Source organism: Methylobacterium oryzisoli, from assembly GCF_046557895.1.
Lineage (GTDB): Bacteria > Pseudomonadota > Alphaproteobacteria > Rhizobiales > Beijerinckiaceae > Methylobacterium > Methylobacterium oryzisoli.
The window spans coordinates 91,058-113,542 of record NZ_JBKIBX010000007.1 but is presented as its reverse complement, the minus strand read 5'-3'; the positions used below and the strand labels follow the sequence as shown (position 1 = coordinate 113,542).

Here is a 22,485-nt window from a genome sequence, read left to right as displayed (position 1 = left end):
GGCCGGGAGGCCGCCGCTCGACGAGGTTTCGGTGCTGCGCCGCGCGTCAGCGGGTCTGCTGGATCGCCGAGACGACCCACGGACCGCCGCGGTCGCGGCGGAAGGTCCAGACCTCGACCGCCTCGGGATCGCCGCTGCGCACCACCCGGCCGGAGCTGCGCTCCAGCGTGACGTCGCGCAGGGTGTAGCGCATCGCCACGGTGGCGTAGTCGACCGGGCCCTCGCGCCAGGACTCCGACAGGTCGCCCTGCTGGAGCTTGACGTCGGAGATGCGGTTGATCAGGCCGCGCGAGGCGTTGGTCTGCAACTCCTCGGTGAAGTAGCCGACCATCTCGGGCGTCGCGACCCGCTGGAGGGCCGCCACGTCCTCGTTGCCATAGGCGAGCTGCACCTGACCGAGCGTGCGCTCGAAGGCTTCGTAATCGGCCGGGCCGATGCCGACCTCGTCGCGCTGAGCCGGGTTCACCGGCCGCGGACCGGCCGCGCCGCCAAGCGAACCGCCAAGCGCACCACCGCCGAGGCCACCGGCCAGCGGACCGGGGCCGCCCGGGCCCGCGGCCGGACCGCTGCGCGCGTAGGCGCCGGCCATGGCGGGCTGCGGCTGACGCCGCCGGAAGAAGCGCACCGCGAGGAAGATCAGGCCGCCGATCAGCGCCACCTGCAGCAGCAGGCCCAGGAAGGACGCGATGCCGCCGAGGCCGCCGAAGAAGCCGCCGCCGATCAGCGCGCCGAGCAGGCCCGCACCGAGCAGGCCCGCGAAGAAGCCGCCGCCGAAGCGGCGCTGCGGCGCCGCCTGGTTGAAGCCGGGATTGTTCATGCCCGGGCCGGGTTGAGCCTGGGAGCGCTGCATCGGCGCCGCCGTGCCGGGGGCCGTGGTGGTCGGCGCCGGCTGCGAGTAGGTGCGCGAGCCGCGCGAGCCCATGCTCGACGAGCCGCCGGGACGCGCCTCGCCAGCCGTCGCCGCCACGGCTAGCACGGCCGCGAGACCGAAGGCCGCCGCCGCACGGCGACCGCGGGTGAAGGTGGTCATCATCGGTTCAATTCGCCTCACGCAGTCTACAGGGGGCGCCGACCGCCCTCCCGACATATGGGGGTACGGTCCTGGCAAAAGAAGGATGAGCGACGCCGCCGTTCCGGAATCTCTCATCCCTGGCGGGGGCAGATTCCCCGAGGAACAGCCTGCGCGCCAGAGGCAAAATTTTTGCGTTTCGACGGATTACGGCAGGGGAGATCTTCGTAAGATCAGATGTCCGGCGGCGCGCGGCGGGTGCGCGGCGGCTCGGCCGCCGGGAAGGAGAGGCGCAGCAGGGTGCCCTCCCCGGGCGTGCTGCGCAGGGCGACCGTTCCGCTCTGCCGCTTCATCAGCGCGTGGAGGATGGCGAGGCCGGTGCCCCGCCCGGGCTCGCGCGTGGTGAAGAAGGGTTCGAGCGCCCGCGCCAGCACCTCCGGCGGCATGCCGGTTCCGGTATCGGCCACCGTCAGCACCACGTGCCGCCCGAGCGTGCCGTCCGTCGACACCCCCTCGCTGCCGTGGTTGGCGGTCGAGATCGCGACGCGCCCCCCCTCCGGCATCGCCTCCCGGGCGTTGGTGAGGACGATGTGCAGGATCAGCTCGGTCTGGATCGGGTCGAGGCAGGCGGGCCGGAGGTCCGGGTCGAGTTCGAGGTCGAGGGCGGCGGCCGGCCCCAGGATCGCCCGCGCGCGCTCGGCGAAGTTTTCGATCAGGGCATTGAGGTCGGTGGGGCGCGGCTCGGGCCGGTGCTTGCGCGAGAAGGCCAGGAGGTGGCGCGTCAGCCCGGTGGCGCGCTCGGCCGCCTCCGTCGCCCGCACCAGGGCGCGCTGCACGAAGGCGTCGGGATGCTCGCCGAGCCGACGCTTGAGCCCGTCGACGTAGCCGACGAGGATCTGCAGCAGGTTGTTGAATTCGTGCGCGACGCCGTTGGTGAGCTGGCCCAGGGCCTCGCGGCGCTGGGCCTGCCCCAGGGCGGATTCGAGATCGTGGGCGCGCGACGTGTCGGTCCATTGCACGAGACGGCCCCCCGCCGCCGGGGCGCCGAGATGCAGGCCGGCCCAGAGCGTCGCCCCGTCGCGGCGGCGCAGCAGCACCTCGGCCCGGTGCGCGCCCGGTGCGGCCAGGGCCTGGCGCAGGGCGACGACCGCCTCGGGCTCGGCCGCGAACGCCGCGAGGCTCCGCCCGGCCAGAGCCTCCGGCGGCTCGTCGAGGCAGGCGGCCGCCGCCGGGTTGGCGAACAGGATCGCGTCGTCGGGGCCGGTCAGCACGGCGGGCAGCGGCGAGGCCGCGAGCGCCGGGATCAGAAGCGCCGATCGCACCTCGACGGGCGCGGCGTCGGGCGCGAGCACATCCGACACGGGCAGTTCCCTGGTGGCGGCGAAGGCCCGGTCCGCCGCATGATCACGCAACATCCCAGAGACTTGCAGCCTTGGCCGCCCGTTCCGGACGTAGGCCGATCTTACGGCCCCGCGCCCGGCCTGGCCAGCACCGGTGCGAGACGATGCACCGCTTCCTGAAGATCGGCGGCGGAGCGGGCGAAGCACAGGCGCAGGAAGCCCTCTCCCCCCGGGCCGAAGGCGGTGCCGGGAGCCACCCCGACATTGGCCTCGTCGACCAGCCGCAGGGCGAGCCGGCGCGCGTCCGGCTCGGTGGCGACCTGCGGGAAGGCGTAGAAGGCGCCCGCGGGCGGCGGCAGCGCGACCCCGGGCAGGCCTCCCAGGCCCTCGCAGAGCAGGCGGCGGCCCTCGCGGGCCTGCGCGATCTGCGCCCGCACCAGGGGCTCGCCCTCGCGCAGGGCCGTGACGGCGGCGTGCTGGAGGAAGGTGGCGATGCCGGAGGTGCCGTACAGGACCAGCCCGGCGACGATGCGGCCGAGGGCGGGCGGTCCCTCCAGCCAGCCGAGGCGCCAGCCGGTCATCGCCCAGTTCTTCGAAAAAGTCTGGACGAACAGCACCCGGTCGCGGTCCTCCGGCTCCCAGACGTCGCGGAAGGACGGGGCGCGGCCGAGTTCCGCGTGGGCCGGATCGAAGCTGAAGCGGCCGTAGATCTCGTCGGCGATGATCCAGAGGTCGTGCCGCCGCGCGATGGCCAGCAGCGCCCGCAGGTCGTCGCGGCTCGCGGTCCAGCCGGTGGGGTTGGCGGGCGAGTTGATCACGAGGGCGCGCGTGCGGGGCGTGACCGCCGCAGCGAGGCGCGCGACATCGAGGGACCAGCCGGACCCGGGGTCGAAGCGAATCGGCACCGTCACCGACCGGGCGCCGTGGGCCGCGATGGCGCCGAAGAAATTCGGCCAGATCGGGGTCGGGATCACGATCTCGTCGCCGGGCCACGCGGCGATCGCGAGCGCGATCTGGAAGGCCTGCATGCCCCCGACCGTCACGAAGAACCGGTCGGGCTCCGGTGACCCGCCGTAGAGCCGGTCGATGTAGGCGGCGATCTCCTGGCGCAGGGCCGGGATGCCGAGCATGTCGGTGTAGAAGGTGTGGCCATCCCGCAGGGCGCGCGCCGCCGCCTCGCCGATGAAGTCCGGGGTCGGCCTGTCGCCCTCTCCGACCCAGAGCGGGATCAGCCCCGGCCGCCCGGCCCCGTAGGCGATGACCTCGCCGATCCCGCTCGGCAGGACCCCGTCCGCGACCGGGTTGATGGGCGGCATCGTCGTCGCGATCATGGAAGGCTCGGCGCGTGGGTGAGAGGGAGAGCCTTGCCCGGCCAGCGCCCGGGACTCAACCCCCTTGAGCCAAGGGCGCGGCGCCGGCCGTCATGACGGATCCCGTCAGGGACGCGGGATCCCCTCTCCCGCACGGGCTACCGCATTCACACATCGCCGCGTGAGGGGCGAGTCTCCCCCTCTCCCCGCTTGCGGGGAGAGGGCTGCTTGCACCTCGTCGTGCAAGCAGCGAGCCCGTGTTGGCCCGATAGGGCCAAACGCGACGGTGAGGGGGCGGTGCCGGATGAGGCTTTTCCGGAAGCGCCCCCTCACCCTCGGCTGCCGCCTCGCTTCGGACCCGACAAGGGGTCCGAAGCCCTCTCCCCGCGCGCGGGGAGAGGAGACCGCGCACGGCCCTAAGTGTGAATCCGCAAGCCCGCACGGGAGAGGAGTTCCGGTGCTGCCCGCGCCCCTTCCGATTACCTCCGCGCCACCTCCCCGGCTCAGCCCTCGCGCACGAGGATCAGCGTGCCGAGGGGCGGCAGCGACAGGGTGAGCGAGCAGGACTGCCCGTGCGAGGCCTCGCAGGAGGCCTCGACGCCCCCGTAATTGCCGACGTTGCCGCCGCCGTAGGCTTCCGCGTCGGTGTTGATCGCCTCGCGGTAAAAACCGGGTGCGGGCACGCCGATGCGGTAGCCGTGGCGCGGGATCGGGGTGAAGTTCGAGACCACGATCGCGATCTCGCCCTCGCTTCGGCCCTTGCGCGCCCAGGCGATGACGTTGTTGTCGGCATCGTCCGCCACCAGCCACTGGAAGCCGCCGGCTTCCGTGTCGCGGGCGTGCAGGGCGGGCGTCCCGACGTAGAGCCGGTTGAGGTCGCGCACCAGATCCTTCAGGCCCGCGTGGAAGCGGTCCTCCAGCAGGTGCCAGTCCAGGCTCTGGTTGTGGTTCCACTCCCGCTCCTGGCCGAACTCGCCGCCCATGAACAGGAGCTTCTTGCCCGGGTGCCCCCACATGAAGCCGAAATAGGCGCGCAGGTTGGCGAACTTTTGCCAGCGGTCGCCCGGCATCTTGCCGAGCAGCGAGCCCTTCCCGTGCACGACCTCGTCGTGGGAGAGCGGCAGGATGAAGTTTTCCGAGAAGGCGTAGAGCAGCCCGAAGGTCAGGTCATGGTGGTGGTAGCGGCGGTGGACCGGGTCCTTGGAGATGAACTGCAGCGTGTCGTGCATCCACCCCATGTTCCACTTGAAGCCGAAGCCGAGGCCGCCGGTATAGGTCGGGTGCGAGACGCCCGGCCATGAGGTCGATTCCTCCGCCACCGTCATGGTGCCGGGGGCGTGGCTGTAGGTCGCCTCGTTGGTGCGGCGCAGGAAGTTGATGGCGTCGAGGTTCTCGTTGCCGCCGTACTGATTGGGGATCCACTCGCCCGCCCGGCGCGAGTAGTCGAGGTAGAGCATTGAGGCGACCGCATCCACGCGCAGGCCGTCGAGGTGGTACTCCTCCAGCCAGAACCGGGCGTTGGCGGCCAGGAACGCCGAGACCTCGGTGCGTCCGAAATTGTAGATGTAGGTGCCCCAATCCTGGTGGAAGCCCTGGCGCGGGTCGGCGTGCTCGTAGAGGTGCGTGCCGTCGAACTGGCCGAGCCCGTGGGCGTCGAGGGGGAAGTGGCCCGGCACCCAGTCGAGCAGCAGGCCGATGCCGGCCTCGTGCGCGGCGTTGACGAACTCGGCGAAGTCGTCGGGGGAGCCGAAGCGGCTCGTCGGCGCGAACAGCGAGACCGGCTGGTAGCCCCACGACCCGTCGAACGGATGCTCGGTGATCGGCAGGAGCTCGATATGGGTGAAACCCATCTCCTTGACGTAGGGGATCAGGCGCTCGGCCATTTCCCGGTAGGTCAGGTAGCGGTTCCCCTCCTCCGGCACCCGCGCCCAGGATCCGAGATGGACCTCGTAGACGCTGATCGGGCTGTGGCGGTGGTCGGCCTTGCCGCGATCTCGCATCCAGGCATCGTCGCGCCAGCGCGGCGCGGGCCGGCCGTTGAGGCGCGAGGCCGTCTCGGGCGGCTGCTGGGTCGCGAAGGCGACCGGATCGGCCTTGAGCGGCAGGAGCGAGCCGTCCGGACCGCGGATCTCGAACTTGTAGTGCCCTCCCTTCGGCAGGTCCGGGATGAAGAGTTCCCACACCCCGCCGTCCTGCCACAGGCGCATCGGGTGGCGCCGCCCGTCCCAGTCGTTGAAGTCGCCGACGATGCTCACGCGCCGGGCGTTCGGCGCCCAGACGGCGAAGCGGAAGCCCGCGATGCCGCCGATCGTGACCGCCTGCGCGCCGAGCACCCGCTGCACCGCGTCGTTGCCGACGTCGCGCAGGAGCTGGATCTCGAGCTGCTCCAGCGTCGCCCCGAACTCGTAGGGGTCGCGGCGCACGCGCTCGGCGTTGTCCCAGCCCTCGACCGCGAGGCGGTAATCCGGCCGGCCCTGATGGGCGAAGGCGCCGACGAAGAAGCCCGCCGGGTGGCGACGCTCCATGTCGATGCGGGTCTCCCCGACCAGCACCGTGGCGGCGCGGGCCTCCGGCAGCACCGCCCGCACCTCCCACTGGCCGGGCGCGACCTCGTGCGGCCCCAGCACAGCGAACGGATCGCCGTGGTTGGCGGCCATGACCGCCTCGATGGCGTCGGGATGGAGGCCGGCCTGCCGCGCCTGCGTGGTGACGCGGGCGGGACGCGAGGACGGCGATTCCGAGATCGCCGCGCTGGTGGCCGCCCGCAGCGGGGCGGCGCGCGTCGGAGGGGCCGGCGTGCGGGCGCTGGTCTCGTCCGTCATTCAGGCACCTTTCGCATGTCTTCGAGCAGGGAGAGCACGCCGCGGGCGGGAATCTCGATCCAGTCCGGGCGGTTGTTGGCTTCGTAATCGACCTCGTAGAGCGCCTTGTTCAGCAGGCAGAGGCGCAGGAGCCGCTCGTGCGTGGCGTCGTCGACCACGCCCGCGCGGCTGCCCCGCACCGCCGTGCCGTAGGCTTCGAGGAAGGCCGCGGTGATCATGGCGCGCCACGCGGCGACCGCGGTCGTAGTCCGGTCGGCCGCCTCGGCGAAGCGTCCGACGAGTTCCCGCGTCACCGTCTCGCCGCCGTAGGCGAAGGAGCGCAGCACGCCCGCCACGTCGCGCAGCGGGGTCGACTTCGCCCGCCGCTCGTCCACTGGACGGGACGGCTCGCCCTCGAAATCGACGATGATGAGGTCGTCCTGCGAGGCGAGCACCTGGCCGAGATGGTAGTCGCCGTGGACGCGGGTCTTGAAGGCGCCGACCGGCTCGCGCCGCCCGAGCCGGGTGATCGCCGCGTCGATCTCGCCCTTGGCGGCGAGGATCGCCGCCGCCGCCTCCCGGGCGCTCTCGGAGGCGCCGGCCCCGACGCCGGCCGCTCCGCGCAGCGCCTTCTCGGCCTGTGCCCGGGTGTCGGCCACCAGGATCGCGAGGTCGTCGGCCGTGAAGGGCTCGGCCGCGAAGGCCGGATCGTCCGTCTCCATCGCGAAGGCGCGGTGCATCTCCGCGGTGCGCTGGCCGAGCAGGCTCGCCCAGCGCAGGTGGGTGGCGAAGACCTCCTCGGGGACCGGGGCCTCGCTCTCGGGCACCAGCACGATGGTGTCGAGGTCGCGGCGCAGGTACTCGCGCATCAGGCTCCACGCGTCGCCCTGGTTGCGCACGAAGGCCTGCAGCAGGGCGAGCGCCGTGCGGGTGCCGTCCGGCGCCACGTGCTCGATGGTGCCCAGCAGCGCGGGCGTGTTGCGGAAATCCGCCGTCTCGGTGAGGAAGCGCCCGACCTCCACCTCCGGATGCGCCCCGGGCTGGAGCCGGCGCAGCAGCTTCAGCATCAGCCGCGAGCCGAAGGCGATCGAGGTGTTGCTCTGCTCCGCCGAGAGGCGGCGGATGTCGGCCGGATCGAGGTCGAGCTCGGGATCGAACTGGGACGTCGCCCGGAACTCCAGACGGCCGTTCTCCGAGGGCAGATCGAGCCCGCGGCGGATGCCGTCGACGAGCGTCATCGCGAACTCGGCCGACGAGGCGGCCCCGTACAGGAGGCCCATGCGCGGGCCGCGGCGCACGCGGGCGACCGCGTGGCCGAGCAGCGCCTCGTCCTCGCGGCCCTCATCCACCGCCAGCGGCACGAAGTAGTCCTGGCGCTCGCCGCTCGCCAGGGTGACGGCGATGCGGGGCAGCAGGAACCCGTCCTTGCCGTCGCGGGTGCGAAGCGCGGCGAAATCCACCACCTCGACGCCGCGCATGCGCGAGCCCTTGGCCCCGAACCAGCGGCGCGAGCGGATGAACTGGGGCGCGATGGTGCGCTCGAAGGCCTCGCGCTCGCGGCCCCGCATCAGGGTCTCGACGCCGCCCGTGAGCACGAGGGTGAAGAGCTCCGGCGGCTCGTGCCGGGGGCCGGCCGCGCTCGCCTGGGCGGGTTCGAGGTGGAACCAGTAGAAGCCGTAGGCGGGCAGCGTCAGGAGGTAGGGCAAGTCGCCTATCGGCGGGAAGGAGGTGCCGCCGGTCAGCTCCACCGGCACGGCGGTGCGGAAGTCCGACAGGTCGAGCTGCACCGCCTGCGGCGCGCGCGAGAGGTTGGCGACGCACAGCACCCGCTCGTCGTCGAACTCGCGCAGCCACGCCAGCACCTTGCGGTTGTCCGGGTAGAGGAAGCGCAGGATGCCCCGCCCGAGCGAGCGGCGGTTGTTGCGGATGGCGATCATCCGCCGCGTCCAGTTGAGCAGGCTCGTCTGCGCGCGGCTGTGCGCCTCGACGTTGACCGCGTCGAAGCCGTAGATCGGGTCTTGGATGGTGGGCAGGAACAGGCGCGCCGGATCGGCCCGGGAGAACCCGCCGTTCCGGTCGGGCGACCACTGCATCGGGGTGCGCACCCCATCGCGGTCGCCCAGGTAGATGTTGTCACCCATCCCGATCTCGTCGCCGTAGTAGAGCACCGGCGTGCCGGGCATCGACAGCAGCAGAAACTTCATCAACTCGATCTTGCGCCGATCGTTCTCCAGGAGCGGCGCGAGGCGGCGGCGGATGCCGAGGTTGATGCGGGCGCGCCGGTCGGCGGCGTAGAAGGTCCAGAGGTAGTCGCGCTCCTTGTCGGTCACCATCTCGAGCGTCAGCTCGTCGTGGTTGCGCAGGAAGATCGCCCACTGGCAGCCGTCCGGGATCTCCGGCGTCTGCCGCATGATGTCGGTGATTGGGTGCCGGTCCTCCTGCGCGATCGCCATGTACATGCGCGGCATCAGCGGGAAGTGGAACGCCATGTGGCATTCGTCCCCGTCGCCGAAGTACTGCGCGGTCTCCTCCGGCCACTGGTTGGCCTCGGCCAGCAGCATGCGGTCGGGATAGCCCTCGTCGAGGGCGGCGCGGATCTTCTTGATGACGTCGTGGGTCTCGGAGAGATTCTCGCAGTTCGTGTTCTCGCGCTCGATCAGGTAGGGGATCGCGTCAAGCCGCAGGCCGTCGACGCCCATGTCGAGCCAGTAGCGCATCACCTCGATCACCGCTTCGAGCACCCGCGGGTTGTCGAAGTTCAGGTCGGGCTGGTGCGAGTAGAAGCGGTGCCAGAAATACGCCTTGGCGACCGGGTCCCAGGTCCAGTTCGAGGCCTCGGTGTCGAGGAAGATGATGCGCGTGTCGCTGTACCTCTCGTCGGTGTCCGACCAGACGTAGAAGTCGCGCCACTTCGAGCCCTTGGGGGCGTTGCGGGCGCGCTGGAACCAGGGATGCTGGTCCGAGGTGTGGTTGATGACGAGCTCGGTGATGACCCGCAGGCCGCGGTCATGCGCCTCGCGCACGAAGCGGCGGAACTCGCGCATCGTCCCGTAGGACGGGTTGATGCCGCGGTAATCGGCGATGTCGTAGCCGTCATCGCGCAGCGGCGAGGGATAGAACGGCATCACCCAGATCGCCGTGACGCCGAGGTCGCGGATGTAGTCCAGCTTCGCGGTCAGCCCGTCGAAGTCGCCGATGCCGTCATTGTTCGCGTCGAAGAAGGACTTGACGTGGACTTGGTAGATGATGGCGTCACGGTACCATTGCGGATCGCTGCGATCGATCATCGCGTCAGAGCCTCGTTCGATCGGTTTCCGAGCGGCGGGCCCGAGACCACGCGGTGTTCCGCATGAACGCGCTGCGCCGGAGGAGGGTTCGGGAAGACAGCGGTTGTGTTCGGCCCGGCGACGGGCCGGACCGGATCGGGTGCCGTGCTGCCACGCGTGGCCTCAGACCGCAACCCGGTCGGGCCGGCTGAGGCGCCAGATCACGACCGAGCGCTCGGCGGGATCGAGGGCGATGCGATGGGTCTTGCCGCGCAGCTGGAAGCGGTAGCCGAGCAGCAGGTCCTCGACCTCCACCGCCCCGTGGTCGGGCAGGCCGAACTCCCACAGCGGCACCTCGTAGGTGCATTCCTGCCGGTTCTTCGGGTCGAGGTTGACCATCACGAACACGACGTTGTCGCGCCCTTCCGTCATCCGCACGTAGGCCAGGATCTGGTCGTTCCCGGCCGGCGTGAAGCGGATGTTTCGGAAGTCCCACAGGGCCGGGTTCTCGCGCCGGATGCGGTTGAGCTTGATGATGTGGTCGCGGATGTTGCCGGGCCGGTCGTAGTCCCAGGCCTTCAGCTCGTACTTCTCCGAGTCGAGGTATTCCTCCTTGCCGGGGATCGGCGTGCCCTCGCAGAGTTCGAAGCCGTTGTAGATGCCGTAGACGCTCGACAGTGTGGCGGCGAGCGTGCCGCGCACGATGAAGCCGGGCCGGCCGCTGGTCTGGAGGTAGAACGGGTTGATGTCCGGCGTGTTAGCGAAGAAATTCGGCCGGTAGTACTCGCCCATCTCGCCGGCCAGCTCCTCCGAATAGCTCGCCAGCTCGCTCTTGGTGTTGCGCCACGTGAAGTAGGTGTAGCTCTGCTGGAAGCCGGCCTTGGCGAGCTTCTTCATCATCTTGGGCCGGGTGAAGGCCTCGGCCAGAAAGAGCACGTCCGGGTAGCGGTCGTTGATGTCCCGGATCATCCAGTCCCAGAACGGAATCGGCTTGGTGTGCGGGTTGTCGACCCGGAAGATGCGCACGCCGAGTTCGACCCAGCCCATCACCACGTCGCGCAGCTCCAGCCACAGGGACGGGAAGCTGCCCTCGCGGTAAAAATCGACGTTGACGATGTCCTCGTACTTCTTGGGCGGGTTCTCGGCGTACTTGATGCTGCCGTCGGGCCGCCAGTCGAACCATTCGGGGTGCTGCTTGATCCAGGGGTGGTCGGGCGAGCACTGGATCGCGAAGTCGAGCGCCACCTCCATGCCGTGGGCGTGGCTCGCCGCCACGAGCCGGCGGAAATCGTCGAGCGTGCCGAGATCCGGGTGGACCGCCTCGTGGCCTCCCTCGTCCGCCCCCACCGCGTAGACGGAGCCGACATCGCCCTCGCGGGCCTTGAGCGAGTTGTTCTTGCCCTTGCGGTTCTTGCGGCCGATCGGGTGGATCGGCGTGAAGTAGAGCACGTCGAAGCCGAGTTCCCGGATCTCGGGCATCCGCGCGATCACGTCGTCGAAGGTGCCGTGGCGGTTCGGATCGCCCGATTGCGAGCGCGGGAAGATCTCATACCAGGCCGAGAACCGGGCCGCGAGCCGGTCGGCGAAGACTTCGAGCGTGACGGGGTAGCGCGACAGGTTCACCCGCTCCGAGTTGCGGTGGATGATCCGCTGATGCTCGATGATGCGGCGGAGCTGCGCGCCCGACCCCGCCTCGTCGGCCGCGAGGGCCGTCACGAGACCGCTCAGCGCCTGCGCGTCGCTGCCCTCCGCGAGGTCGGCCGCGCGCTTGACGAGGGCCACGCCCTCGATGGTTTCGAGCCGCACGTCGATGCCCGCCGCGCGCTTCTTCTCCAGGCCGCGCAGCCAGGACGAGAAATCGTCGCGCCACGCTTCCACCGTGTACTCGTAGCGGGCGTTGCGCGCGAGCGGGAAGGCCCCGCCCCAGCGATCGTTGTCGATGAACACCATCGGGTCGCGGCGCCACTCGCTCTCGCCCGCCACGCGCGAGAGCACCGCCGCGTTGATGACCTCGTGCCCGTCCGTGAAGATGTCGGCCTCGACCCGCAGCCGCTCGCCGACGATGCGCTTGACCGCCGAGCGGCCGCCGTCGATCTCCGGGGTCACCGCCTCGATGATCACCCGGCCCTTGCCGGTCGGCTCGGCGGCCCGCCGCCGCCGCGGCTGGGCGGCGGCGATGCGCCGGGCCGCCAGGATGTGGACCGCGCCGGGCATGAGGTCGACCGAGTGGTCGGCCCGGAACGGCAGGGGGGCGACCTCGGGCGTCATGTCCTCGAAGGGCCCGAGTTCGCCGCCCGTGCGGGCGATGAGGGGGCCGGGATCCACCGCGACGGGCGCGTCGCCGGGATTGAACAGCACGATGACCGCGTGCTCGGCCGAGCCCGGATGGCCGGTATCGAGCCGCAGCAGCGCCACGTAGGGCGCGTCCGGCGCCGAGAGCCGCCACTGCGCGCCCTCGACATTGGCCGCCGGCAGGTCGGCCCGCAGCCGGTTCACCGCCGCGATGAAGGGCGAGATGTCGATACCGCTGTCAGTCTCCCGGGTGTCCGGGCTGGACTCCACCACGTGCAGCGGGCGCCGGTAGCCCCATTCGTAGCCGATCGGCATCAGCACGCCCGCCGAGAAGAAGGCGGCGAGCGCGTAGCGCCGCTTGAGCGCGGCCGCGACGATGCCCGCATCGCCCGCCACCCCGGCGGCGAGGCGGGGCATGTCGTGGTTCTCCGGGAAGGCGATCGAGGGCGCGATGGTGCGCAGCCGCTCGTACTGCTCCAGCGCCCAGGACGCCTTGAGGTCCCACCACGCGAAGCTGTTGAACAGGTAGTCGAAGCCCGCGCCCGCGGTGGCCCGCGCCTCCTCGAAGGTGCAGCCCAGCGTCTCGGCGGCGAAGAGGGCCGCGTGGTCGCGCTCCTTGGCGCGCCCGATCAGCGCGCGCCAGACCTCGGGCGGCACCTTGTAGGCGGCGTCGCAGCGGAAGCCCGCCACGCCGAGCGCCTGAAGGCGGGCGATGTAGGCGTCCCAGAACGCGGTGAGCGCCGCGCGCGGCCCCTCGGCGTGGTAGTCGAACTCCGCGAGGTCGCCCCAGACCGTCACCTTGGTCGGATCGTCGGGATCGACCGCGGCCGGGCTGACCGGGCGGCCGTCCGCGTCGCGCAGGAAGAAGTCGGGGTGCTCGCCGACGAGCCGCCCGTCATTGGCCGCGTGGTTCACCACGAGGTCCGTCATGACCTTGAGGCCCGCCTCGGCCGCCGCCGCGACGAACCCCCGGATCTGCTCGTCGTCGGAAACGCCGCCGGGATCGCGGAATCGCTCGTCGAGCCGGTCCGGGTCGGCCACGGCGTAGAGCGAGCGCGAGCCGCCGGTCTGGTGGAACGGGTTGAGGTAGACCCAGTCGAAGCCCATCGCGGCGATGCGCGGCAGTTCCGCGGTCCAGTCCGCGACCCGTCCGACGAGGAGCGGGAAGAGGTTGTAGATCCGCGGCCCTACCGCGAGGGGCGCCAGCGTCGCGGGCAGCGGCGTCACGGCGCGCTCGGCGGGGTTGGTGCTGGTGCGAGGTACGTTCATCGGACCTGTCCTGCCTGCATGCTGTCGTGTCTCGTCGCCCGGCGCCGGGCTCCCGGAAGTCGGACCGCCTGGGCGGTCCGGCTCAGGGTCTCGTGTCCGCGCCGCTCGCGCCGCCGAGGCGGCGGCCGCGTCGGCGCTTGATCGAGGCCGCCTGCGCGGCGTGATCCTTCGGGCCTCAAACGGATGTGCGACGCAGAACGGCGAGGGGCAGCCTCCCGAAGAGGCGGTCGAGCGGAAGACGCCCGCCCTCCGCTCCAAGTTCCTCGCCGGTGACGAGATCGCGCCAGCGGCTGCCCTCCGGCACGGGCAGCGCCGTGCCGGCGAAGCCCTCCGCGAGGCCCTGCACCGCCCGGCCCTGCCGGGGCACGGCCACGAGGAGCGCGCGGTCGCCGTCCGCCTCGCTGCGCAGGAAGGCGAGCACGCCCTCCGCCTGTGGCCCCTCGGCCGGCAGCGGGTGGTAATCGGCATCCGCGTAAAATCCCGGATGCGCCGCCCGGTCGGCGAGGAGGCGCGCGAGCAGCGCCTGCTTGATCCGCCCGTCCGGCCAATGCGCCAGCATCGCCTCGATGTCGCCGCCCGCCTCCAGCGCCCGCGCGCGGGCCTCGTAATCGACCGGCCGGCGGTTGTCGGGATCGACGAAGGAAAAGTCCCAGAACTCGGTGCCCTGGTAGGTGTCGGGCAGGCCGGGCAGCGTGCACTTGAGGGCGGTGCGGGCGAGCCCCGTCACCATGCCGGCCTCGGCGAGCTGCTGCGCCAGGGGCCGGAAGGCCGCGAGGAACGCCGAGCCCGGCGCGATCAGGGCATCGAACAGCCGCGCCACGGCGGCCTCGTAGGCCTCGTCCACGTTGACCCAGCTCGACCGGCGCTTGCTCTCGCGCAGGGCCTTTTCGGCGTAGGCGCCGAGCCGGCGGCGAAAATCCGCCGCCGCCTCGCCGTCGGTCTCCGGCCCAAGGAGTTCGAGCGGCCACGCCCCCAGGATCGCCTGGAAGAACATCCACTGGTCGTTGGCGTCCGGCGCCGCCTCGCCGTCGAGTTCGGTGAGGTGGGGCTCGGCGATCTCCCGGAAGCGCGCCCAGGCCTCGCCCCACTGCTCAGGCATCGCCGAGAGCGCGAGGAGCCGCGTGCGGGCATCCTCGCCGCGCTTGGTGTCGTGCGTGGCGGTGGTGATCTGCGCGTTCGGCCAGTCGCGGGCGCGCGCGGCCTGGAGCGCGTGGAAATGTTCTGCCGAGAGGCCGTACTCGCCCGGATCGCCCCCGACCTCGTTGAGGGCGAGGAGTTCGACGAAGCGGTAAAAAAGCGTGTCCTCCAGGCTCTTGGCCATCACCGGGCCGGTGAGCTGCTGGAAGCGGCGGCGCACGCGCCGGACGATCTCGGGCGAGGGCCGGCCCGGGGAATCGGTGTCGATCCGCCCGAGCAGCACGCCCTGCGCGAAGTCGTGCACCGAGCGGTCGGGCAGGCGCGAGTGGCGCTTGGCCTTGCGCACCGCGCCCTCGATCAGCCGCACGTCCTCCTCTTCGAGTTCGCCCTCGTCGAGGTCCTGGGGCATGTAGCTGCGGTAGACCGGGAAGCGCGCGACGATCTCGATGAGCGCCTGCCGCAGGGCGTTGACCGAAAAATCGCGGGTGCGCCGGTCGGCATCGGCCACGCGCTTGAGGTCCGAGGTCAGCACCTCCAGTTCGCTGGCGAAGCTCGTCTCCAGGATCTCCGCCTTCACGTGGCGCAGCATCAGGCCGTAGGGCTCGTCCACCCCGGTGGCCTCCGCGTAGAGCGCCTGCACGGCCTTGCGCCGGCCCTGGTCCACGAACAGGCCGTCGATCTGGTTGAGCACGTCGTAGCCGGTGGTGCCGGCCACCGGCCAGGAGCGCAGGCGCTCGCCCGGCTCCAGGATCTTCTCCACCACGATGTAGAAGCCCGGCCCCACCGCGCTCTGGAGCGCCCGCACGTAGCCGGCCGGGTCCGCGAGGCCGTCGATGTGATCGATGCGCAGGCCGTCGATCCGCCCCGCGCGGATCTGGCGAAAGAGCATCGCGTGCGCGCCCTCGAACACGGCCTCGCGCTCGACCCGGAGGCCGGCGAGCGAGTTCACGTCGAAGAAGCGGCGGTAGTTGATGTCGCTCGCCGCCACCCGCCAATGGGCGAGCCGGTAGGATTGCGCTTCGAGGATGCGGTGGAGCGCGCCGAAGCTGTCGGGGTGACCCTTGAAGCCGTTGACGAGCGCCACCGCCCGCTCGATCGCCGCCGTGAGTTCGGGCGAGCGGGCGACCGCCTCGGCGAGGCGCTGCTTGAGCCCGTCCGCCTCGCCCGGGAAGGCCGCGAGGCGCTCCGGGCTCGTCTCCTCGCCCATGCGGCGCAGGCGCTCGGAGATCGACAGCACCTCCGCCGAGTCGGCGTCCCCCACCTCCGGCAGGGCCGCGAGCGCCCGGTCGAGGACGATCGGGTAGCTCAGCGGGCAGATCGGGAACTTGTGCTCGTAGTGCCAGACCGCGAACCCGCCCTCCTGCGGTTCGAAGGCGAGCGTCAGGTTGCCCTTCTCCAGCGCCTCGCCGTAGCGGTCGCCCAGGAAGGGCACCACGAGCTTGTTGTTCGCGCCGAGCCGCTCCCAGTCGATGTCGAAGGCCTCGGAGGCGGGCGAGAGCGGGCCCCATTCGAGCACCGAGAGCCACCACGGGTTGTCGGCGCCGCCGACCCCCATGTGGTTGGGCACGATGTCGAGGAGAAGCTTCAGCCCGTGGCGCTTGAGCGCGTCGCTGAAGCGCGCGAAGGCCTCCTCGCCGCCGAGTTCCGGGTTGATCTCCCGGTGGTCGACGATGTCGTAGCCGTGCGTCGAGCCGGGCCGGGCCTTCTGGATCGGCGAGGCGTAGACGTGGCTGATCCCCAGGCGCGCGAGGTACGGCACGATCGCGATCGCGTCGTCGAAGGTGAATTTCTCGTGGAATTGCAGCCGGTAGGTCGCCCGCGGCGGCTCCGAGGCGAGGCGCGCGGCGCCCGAGCGCGGCCCGCGATCCTCCGAGGCCAGCGAGGCGGCCGCCTTCGCGAGCGGCCCGCCAGGGGCCGCGATGGCGTCGAGGTCGCGGTCGAGCTTGCGCCGCCAGTTCGGGTAGCCGTCGGTGATGCCGGGCATGTTCGCCTGGCTCACCTCGCCGAGCACGTCCTCGTACTGCACGGCGGTCAGGATCGAGGGCGCGCGGGCGAGGTAGCGGGCCGCCGCGTCGAAGGGCGGCTGGTCGGGCGGCTCGGTGCCCGGGTGCAGGCCCTCGGCGTAGAGCGCCTCGGTGAGGCGGCGGCGCTCGTGCACCCGCTCGGCGCGCTCGGCCTCCGCCCGCGCCCCGTCGTAGAGGCCGAGCGACTGGCGCAGGTCGGTGTCGACGCTGCGCCACCAGCCCACGAAGGTCGGCAGGTCGTGGGTGGTGATGGCGCAGAGCGCGTCGCGCGGATAGGCGCTCGGGCGCTTGAAGCTGCCGCCCTCCCCGCGCTCGAAGGCGAGGATGCGGTAGCTCAGGATGCCGGCCTGCATCAGCGCGTCCGAAAAACCCTCGGGCGCCGTGCCGAGGTCTTCGGCGATCACGAGGCAGCGCGCCCGGTGGCTCTCCAGCCGCAGCACGGCGAGCATCGGCTCGAAGGGCATCGCCACGTAGGCGCCCGCCTTCGCCCCCTGCCCCAGCGGGATCAGGTAGAGGCGCGCGAGCTGGAAAGCGTGGTCGATGCGGATCGCGCCGGCGTGGCGCATGTTGGCCTGGACCAGCGCCCGGAAGGCCGCGAGGCCATCGCGTTCGAGTTCCAGGGGATCGAAGGGCGGCAGGCCCCAATCCTGGCCGTTGGGCGCCAGCAGGTCCGGGGGCGCGCCGATCGACAGCGAGCCCGAAAAACGCTCGGGATGCGACCACACCTCCGAGCCGGCCCGGTCCGCGCCGACCGCGAGGTCGCGGTAGAGCCCGATCCGCATGCCGCCCGCCCGCGACGCCGCCTCGCCAAGCTGGCGGTCGGCGATGAACTGCAGCCACGCGTGATAGGCCACCCGCTCCGCATGCGCCTGCGCGAAGGCCGCGACCTCCGGCGTGCCGTTGCGGCGGTAGGCCTCCGGCCACTCGCCGACCCAGTGGGCGCCCTGACCCCGGAAATGCTCGGAGAGCGCGTCGAAGGTGGCGTGCGCTTCCAGATTCTCGCCCCCCTCCACCCGGAAGGCGAGGAAGTCGGGATCCTGCCCGGCCCGGGCGCGGCTCGCCTGCCACAGCGCATCGAGGACCGGCCCCAGCACCTCCCACACCCCGGCATGGTCGACGAGGGCGGCGTCGCGCAGGCGCTCCACCTGCGGCCGCAGGGAACGGAGCTTTTCCTCGGCGGCGCTGCCGGAGAAGCCCGGCACCGCCTGCGGATCGACGTAGAGGGTTTCGAGGAAGAGCCGCGAGGAGGGCGAGTAGGGCGAGACCTTCTGGCGATCGGTGGGGAAGAGCGCGTGGACTGGGCTCAGGCCCAGGAAGGCCGCGCCGCGCGCCCCCGCATCGGCGGCGGCGCGGCCCGCATCCGCGTAGGTGCCGATGCCCAGATTCGCCTTCGAGCGCAGGCCGTAGAGCTGGACCGCGAGGCCCCAGTCGCGCGCGCCCTCGTCGCCGAGGGCGCGCGGGCGCCAGCAGCGCTTCGGCGCGGCGATCACGGTCGCCTCCGCGCGCCGCGTGCCCAACGTCACCACGAGGGTGTGGTAGCCGGGCGTGAGCGGCGGCAGGTCGAACCCGTCGTCGCCCGCCGCGACGATGGCGCGCCCGTCGCGGACGCCGCCACGCTCCTCCACGAGGTGCCAGTTCAGGGTGCCGGCCCCGCCCCGCAGGGGCACGCGGGTGGCGCGGCGGGCCTCCACCGGGATCAGCGGCGGCACGAGGTTGCCGCGCAACGCCATGACGCGCGCGAGGCTGTCCTGCGCCTGCGCGTCCGTTTCGGCCGGCAGCCCCAGGGCCGCCAGCATCCCGGCCCGCACGGCGAGCGGCGTGTCCACCCGTTCACCGAAGGCATCGACGTAATCGGCGGCCACCCCCGCCGCGTCGGCGAGCCGCGCGACGAGTTCCTCGGACACCGCCATCATGCCACCTCTTTCGCGAACAGGCCGGACCAGGGTTGAAGCACGACCGCGCCGGTCTCCCGGCAGGTCGCGGTGTCGGAGATCCAGATCACGCGGCCGGCCGGCATCGGCAGCCCGTAGGGCTCGTCCCCCACGTTGACGACGAAGCGCAGCGTCCCGGCCGCGAAGCGCCACGTCACGTCGATCACGTCCGGCCGCGGCAGGTCGGCCTTGCCGCCGAGCCAGGCGGACTTGGTGAGCGGCACCACCTCCGCCCGCCGCACGTCGAGCAGGTGCCGGGTGTCGGCCAGCACCTCGCGGTGGGGCGAGCGCTCGCACTCGGACCAGTCGATCTTCGAGCGCAGGAAGGTCGCCTCCGCGGTCGGATCGGGGATCGCCTTCGCCTTCTCGTCGTCCGCGAAGGCCGCGAAGCTGCAGAACTCCCGGCGGCGGCCCTCGCGCACCGCCTTGTTCAGCTCCTCGTCCGGCGCGAAATCGACGAAGAACAGGAACGGGGCCGAGGCCGACCATTCCTCGCCCATCCACAGCATCGGGATCTGGGGGGCGAGCAGCAGGCCCGCGCGGGCGAGCGCGAGGCGCTGCGGATCGGCGAGGTGGCTCAGCCGCTCGCCCATCGCCCGGTTGCCGACCTGATCGTGGTTCTGCAGGAAGGTGACGAAGGCCGAGGGCGGCAGGTGGCCGGAGGGCTCGCCGCGCGGGTGGTTGTCGAGGGTGGGGAACGGCTCGCCCTGGTAGGCGAAGCCCTCCGCGAGGCTGCGGGCGAGGTGCGCGACCGGCCTGTCGGCGAAGCTCTCGTAGTAGCCCGCATCCTCGCCGGTGAGCAGCACGTGCCAGCCGTGATGCGTGTCGTCCGCCCATTGCGCGGTGTGGCCGGTCGCCTTGCCGTCCTGCCGTTCCAGCCAGCGCGCCTGGTTCGCCTCGTTCTCGAGCATCAGGTGCACCTCCCGGTCCGGCACCGTGTCGCGGATGCGCGCCGAGAGTTCGGCCAGGAAGTGGGTGTCGGAATCGTCCAGGATCGCGTGGACGGCGTCGAAGCGCAGGCCGTCGACGTGGAACTCCTCCAGCCAGTAGAGGGCGTTGTGCAGGAAGTAGTCCCGCACGACGCGCCCGCTCTCGCGCCCGTCGAAGTTGATGCCGGCCCCCCAGGGGGTCTGGTGGCGCTCGGTGAAGAAGGTCTTGGCGTAGCCGTGCAGGTAGTTCCCGGCCGGGCCGAAGTGATTGTAGACGACGTCGATGAACACCATCAGCCCGAGCGCGTGGGCGTGGTCGATCAGGCGCTTGAGGTCGTCGGGCGTGCCGTAGGCGGAATCGGGGGCGTAGGGCAGCACGCCGTCGTAGCCCCAGTTGCGGGTTCCCTTGAAGTCCGCGAGGGGCAGGAGTTCGATCGCCGTGACGCCGAGGTCGCGCAGCGCGTCGAGCTTGGCGGCAAGGCCCGCATAGGTGCCCTCCGGCGTCGCCGTCCCGACATGCGCCTCGTAGATCACCGCCTCCTCCCAGGCCCGCCCGCGCCAGGAGCCGTCGCTCCAGGCGAAGGCGCGCGGATCGACGACCTCGCTCAGGCCCGAAACATCCTCCGGCTGGAAGCGCGAGGCGGGGTCCGGCACCACGAGGTCGCCGTCGATGCGGAAGCCGTAGCGGGACCCGTGCCGCGCCGGGACGGTCAGCCGGCGCCAGCCGCCCTCCGCCGCCGGCATCGGATGATCCTGGCCGTCGAGGACGAGCGCGACGTCGCGGGCGGTCGGGGCCCAGAGGGCGAAGCGCACGCCCTCCTGTTCGACCTGAGCGCCGAATGGCATGCTGTGCGCGCGCCGCATCGGTCCGGTTTCCTTCGCATCGGGTTGCGCATCGGGTTGGGGTTCGGGCGCAGGAGCGTCCCTTTCGGGGGCAATCCGCCGAGCTTTCGCCGGTTCCGTGCCCGCCCCCGCTCGCAGCGCCACCTAAGGCAGCGCTTCCCCACGGCAACCCGTCGAAGGCAACCTGATCCCCGCCGCCCGGGGCGCGATCACGCGCCCTGGCTGCGCGCCGGCCGCGCCAATGGGCGCCCGTAGACGAACAGGCTGCGGCCCGGCAGCGCCACGGTGCCGCCGGCGCGCAGGATCTCGCGCTCCCGGGGACGGCCGTCCGGGGCGGTGGTGTCGAAGAGCGGCGTCCAGGGCCCGCCGACCACCCGCGCCAGCTGGAAGGCCACCGGCTCGGGAGCGGCGTTGGCCAGCAGCAGCAGGCGCTTGCCGTCGGGCGCGTCGTTGCCGACCTGCATGCCGAAGGCGCGCCGGGCGCCGTCCGCCCAGGCGGCGTCGTCCATCTCGGCCCCGCAGGGCGAGAGCCAGTGCACGTCCTTGAGGCCCGCGCCCGTCACCTTCTCGCCGGTGAGGAACTTGCGCCGGCGCAGCGCCCGGTGGTCGCGGCGGAGCGACAGCAGGTTGCGCAGGAAGGCGGTGAGCGCCGGATCGCCCCCGTCGTCGTCCCAATCCACCCAGGAGATCGCGTTGTCCTGGCAGTAGGCGTTGTTGTTGCCGCGCTGGCTGCGCGAGCGCTCGTCGCCCATCAGCAGCATCGGCACGCCCTGCGCGAGCACGATCGTGGCCAGCATGTTGCGCTTCTGGCGCGCCCGGACGGCCAGGATCGCGGGATCGTCGGTCGGCCCCTCGACGCCGTAATTGGCCGAGACGTTGTGGCCGTGGCCGTCGCGGTTCTCCTCGCCGTTCGCCTCGTTGTGCTTGTGCTCGTAGGCGACCACGTCGGCGAGCGTGTAGCCGTCGTGCGAGGTGATGAAGTTGACGCTGGCGCCCGGGCCGCGGCCGGAGGGCGAGAAGGTCTCGCGCGAGCCGGTGAGGCCCTGCGTGAGGCGCGGCAGCGTGCCGTCGTCGCCGCGCCAGAAGCCGCGGGCGGCGTCGCGGAACTGGTCGTTCCAGTCGCTCCAGCCCACCGGGAAGCCGCCGAGCTGGTAGCCGCCCATGCCGACGTCCCAGGGCTCGGCGATCAGCTTGACCCGCGACAGGAGAGGGTCCTGCGCCATCGCCTGCAGCACGGCGGCGCGGGGCGTGAAGTCGTGGGGGCTGCGCGCGAGGCTCGACGCGAGGTCGAAGCGGAAGCCGTCGATCCCGTACGCCTCGACCCAGTGGCGCAGGGAATCGAGCACCATCTGCATCACCCGCGGATGGGCGACGTCGAGGGTGTTGCCGCAGCCCGTGCAGTCGAGGTCGCGCCCAGGGTCGTCGGGCCTCAGCTTGTAGTAGCTGGCGTTGTCGATGCCGCGGAACGACAGGCTCGGCCCCAGGTGATCCGCCTCGCAGGTGTGATTGTAGACGACGTCGAGCAGCACCTCGATGCCGGCCGCGTGCAGGTGCCGGATGGCCGCCTTGAGGCCAGGGATGCCCGCCGGCCCGAGGTAGCGCGGCTCGGGGGCGAAGTAATTCAGGGGCGAGTAGCCCCAGAAATTCGACAGGCCCCGCTCGACCAGGAAGCGGTCGTCCACGAAGGCCTGGATCGGCAGGAGTTCGAGGGCCGTGACGCCGAGCGAGACGAGGTGGTCGACGATCGCCGGGTGGCCGAGCGCCGCGTAGCTGCCGCGCCAGGGCAGCGGCACGCCGGGATGCGTCTGGGTGAGCGCCTTGACGTGCGCCTCGTAGATCACGCTGTCGACGGCCGGGCGGCGCAGGGGCGGATCGTCGCCGGGTTTGGCATCGGGCGCCGTCACCACGCCCTTGGGCACCATCCCGGCGCTGTCGCGCCGGTCGATGTGGTCGGCCCGGTGCAGCCCCCGCCGGTAGGCATAGACCGCATCGTGCCAGCGCACCCGCCCGGCGAGTTCGCGCGCATAGGGATCGAGGGAGAGCTTGTGCGGGTTGAAGCGGTGGCCGCTCGCCGGCTCCCAGGGGCCGTGCACCCGGTAGCCGTAGAGCCGCCCCGGCAGCATCCCGGCGAGGTAGCCGTGCCAGACGTCGTCGGTGCGCCGCGGCAGGCGGATCACGTCGGTCTGGTGGCGCCCGGTCGGATCGAACAGGCAGAGGTCCACCGCCGTGGCGTGGGAGGAGAAGAGCGCGAAGTTCACCCCGCGCCCGTCGAAATGGGCGCCGAGCGGCGCCGGCAGGCCGTCGTCGAGGGCGATCATGCCGCCTTCATCGGGG

General features: G+C 71.8%; 9 protein-coding genes. All 9 read right to left on the bottom strand.

The genetic code is table 11. The annotated features are described in order from the left end of the window. Positions 1 to 46: 46 nt before the first annotated feature. Positions 47 to 1,033 (bottom strand): TIM44-like domain-containing protein, encoded by a 987-nt coding sequence (locus tag ACKUB9_RS09335; protein ID WP_407521042.1) that lies wholly within the window; start codon positions 1,031 to 1,033, stop codon positions 47 to 49. A gap of 209 nt (positions 1,034 to 1,242) precedes the next feature. Then, positions 1,243 to 2,370, bottom strand: coding sequence for an ATP-binding protein (locus ACKUB9_RS09330; protein WP_410823106.1), 1,128 nt, complete (start codon positions 2,368 to 2,370; stop codon positions 1,243 to 1,245). 101 nt (positions 2,371 to 2,471) lie between these two features. After that, entirely contained in the window at positions 2,472 to 3,680 is a 1,209-nt protein-coding gene (locus ACKUB9_RS09325; protein WP_407521038.1) for a pyridoxal phosphate-dependent aminotransferase, read from the bottom strand. Between the two features lie 482 nt (positions 3,681 to 4,162). Next, positions 4,163 to 6,481, bottom strand: coding sequence for a 1,4-alpha-glucan branching protein GlgB (gene glgB, locus ACKUB9_RS09320; RefSeq protein WP_407521036.1), 2,319 nt, complete (start codon positions 6,479 to 6,481; stop codon positions 4,163 to 4,165). After that, positions 6,478 to 9,747: a maltose alpha-D-glucosyltransferase gene (gene treS, locus ACKUB9_RS09315; protein ID WP_407521034.1), complete on the bottom strand. Its 3,270-nt coding sequence runs from the start codon at positions 9,745 to 9,747 to the stop codon at positions 6,478 to 6,480. The genes glgB and treS overlap by 4 nt, the downstream gene beginning before the upstream one ends. Before the next feature lie 162 nt (positions 9,748 to 9,909). Then, positions 9,910 to 13,287 (bottom strand): maltotransferase domain-containing protein, encoded by a 3,378-nt coding sequence (locus ACKUB9_RS09310; RefSeq protein ID WP_407521032.1) that lies wholly within the window; start codon positions 13,285 to 13,287, stop codon positions 9,910 to 9,912. A 175-nt stretch (positions 13,288 to 13,462) separates the two neighbouring features. Continuing rightward, positions 13,463 to 18,358, bottom strand: coding sequence for a malto-oligosyltrehalose synthase (locus ACKUB9_RS09305; protein ID WP_407521240.1), 4,896 nt, complete (start codon positions 18,356 to 18,358; stop codon positions 13,463 to 13,465). After that, on the bottom strand, positions 18,358 to 20,172 hold the full coding sequence (gene treZ, locus ACKUB9_RS09300) for a malto-oligosyltrehalose trehalohydrolase (RefSeq protein ID WP_407521030.1): 1,815 nt from the start codon (positions 20,170 to 20,172) through the stop codon (positions 18,358 to 18,360). The genes ACKUB9_RS09305 and treZ overlap by 1 nt, the downstream gene beginning before the upstream one ends. 188 nt (positions 20,173 to 20,360) lie before the next feature. Next, positions 20,361 to 22,469, bottom strand: coding sequence for a glycogen debranching protein GlgX (gene glgX, locus ACKUB9_RS09295; RefSeq protein ID WP_407521028.1), 2,109 nt, complete (start codon positions 22,467 to 22,469; stop codon positions 20,361 to 20,363). Positions 22,470 to 22,485: the final 16 nt, after the last annotated feature.